The sequence below is a fragment of the Ralstonia sp. RL genome (assembly GCF_001683835.1).
In the GTDB taxonomy this organism is placed as follows: domain Bacteria; phylum Pseudomonadota; class Gammaproteobacteria; order Burkholderiales; family Burkholderiaceae; genus Ralstonia; species Ralstonia mannitolilytica.
In genome coordinates this window covers 1-1,770 of the sequence record NZ_LWRX01000232.1, presented here as the reverse complement: position 1 = coordinate 1,770, position 1,770 = coordinate 1, and the positions used below count along the sequence as shown (strand labels likewise).

The 1,770-nt window shown below is 67.6% G+C and carries 3 protein-coding genes; 1 reads left to right on the top strand and 2 read right to left on the bottom strand.

The annotated features are described in order from the left end of the window. On the top strand, window positions 1-305 hold a 305-nt coding region (locus A6M56_RS21185), incomplete at its 5' end, for a YeeE/YedE thiosulfate transporter family protein (protein WP_286758389.1). Between the two features lie 68 nt (window positions 306-373). On the opposite strand, the gene dut is transcribed toward A6M56_RS21185, so the two are convergent. After that, a complete protein-coding gene (dut, locus tag A6M56_RS21180) occupies window positions 374-823 on the bottom strand; it encodes a dUTP diphosphatase (RefSeq protein ID WP_286758388.1) in 450 nt (149 codons plus the stop codon). After that, on the bottom strand, window positions 823-1,770 hold a 948-nt coding region (gene coaBC / locus A6M56_RS21175; protein WP_286758387.1), incomplete at its 5' end, for a bifunctional phosphopantothenoylcysteine decarboxylase/phosphopantothenate--cysteine ligase CoaBC. The genes dut and coaBC, both read right to left, overlap by 1 nt.

Genomic DNA, 1,770 nt, shown 5'->3' with positions numbered 1-1,770 from the left:
TCGTCCTGGGCTCCTTCGTCGCCGCGCTGTGGGGCCGGGAACTGAAGCTGGAAGGCTTCCGGGACGGCCACAGCATGCGCCGCTACATTGCCGGCGCGATCTGCATGGGCTTCGGCGGCATGCTGGCCGGCGGCTGCGCGGTCGGGGCGGGCGTTTCAGGTGCCGCCATCTTCGCGCTGACCGCCTGGCTCTCCCTGATCGGCATGTGGCTGGGCGCCGGCCTGACCGACCGTCTGATCGACCATCCCGAACGGGGTCAGCCGCCGTCGAGCACGCCGCTCAATCCGCCAGACGCCCGCCCCTGATCGCAGGCCGCGCCGCTACGAAAAAACGGCACGCGCCCCGTCGATCGGGCCGGCCAGCGGGCGATGCATCAAGCCTTGCCCGTACTGCCAAAACCGCCGTCACCCCGATGGCTGGCGTCAAAATCGTCGACGATGTTGAAGCCGACCTGCAGCACCGGCACGATGACCAGCTGCGCGATCCGGTCAAGCGGATTGATCGTGAACGCCGCCTGGCTGCGGTTCCACACCGACACCATCAACTCGCCCTGGTAATCGCTATCGATCAGGCCGACCAGGTTGCCGAGCACGATGCCATGCTTGTGCCCCAGGCCGGAACGGGGCAGGATCATCGCCGCCAGGCCGGGATCGGCCAGGTGGATGGCCATGCCCGTCGGCACCAGCGCGGTCTGGCCCGGCCCGACATGGAGCGGCGCAGTGACACAAGCCCGCAGATCGAGACCGGCCGACCCGGGGGTGGCATAGTGCGGTGGGCTTTCGCGCAGGCGGTTGTCGAGAATCTTGACGTCGATCTGGTGCATCAGTCTTTTCCTGTCAGCAATTGAGCAATGTGCTCGACCAGTTGCCGGGCGAGCACGGATTTGGGCGCTGGCGCCAAGGGATGCGTTCCCGCATCGTCGAACAGCACCAGACGGTTGTCGTCGCCACCGAAGCCGTCCTGGATCAGGTTGCCGGCGATCAGCGGAATGTTTTTCTTGCGCCGCTTGGTCTGGGCGTAGGCTTCAAGATTCCGGCTCTCGGCGGCGAAGCCGACGCAGAACGGGCCATTCGGCAAGGCCGCGACCTCGGCCAGGATGTCGGGGTTCTCGACCAGTTCGAGGGGCGGGATGCCGCCATCATCCTTCTTCAGCTTGTGCCCAGCCGCGTTGGCGACACGGTAATCCGCCACCGCCGCCACACCGATGAAAATGTCGGCCTTGGCCGCGCGCGCCATCACAGCCGCGTGCATGTCCAGGGCGCTCCGTACCTTGATCCGCTCGACTCCCTGCGGCGCGGCCAAACCGACCGGCCCGGAAACCAGCGTCACCTCGGCACCGGCCTGTTGGGCCGCCCGGGCCACGGCATAGCCCATGCGACCGGACGACAGGTTGGTAATGCCCCGCACCGGATCGATGGCCTCGAAGGTCGGGCCGGCCGTCATCAGCACCTTGCGGCCGGCCAGCACCTTGGGCGTGAAGAAAGCGATCACCGCCTCGACGATCTCCTCCGGCTCCAGCATGCGGCCTTCACCCACTTCACCGCAGGCCTGTTCGCCGGCTGCCGGACCGAGCAGGCCCACCCCGTCGGCGGACAGCTGCGCCACATTGCGCCGGGTTGCCGGGTTCTCCCACATCTGGCGATTCATCGCCGGCGCCAACAGCAAGGGACAATCGCGGGCCAGCACCATGGTCGCCAGCAGGTCATCGGCCATGCCGTGCGCGATGCGCGCCAGAAAATCGGCCGATGCCGGGGCGACGAGGATCGCGTC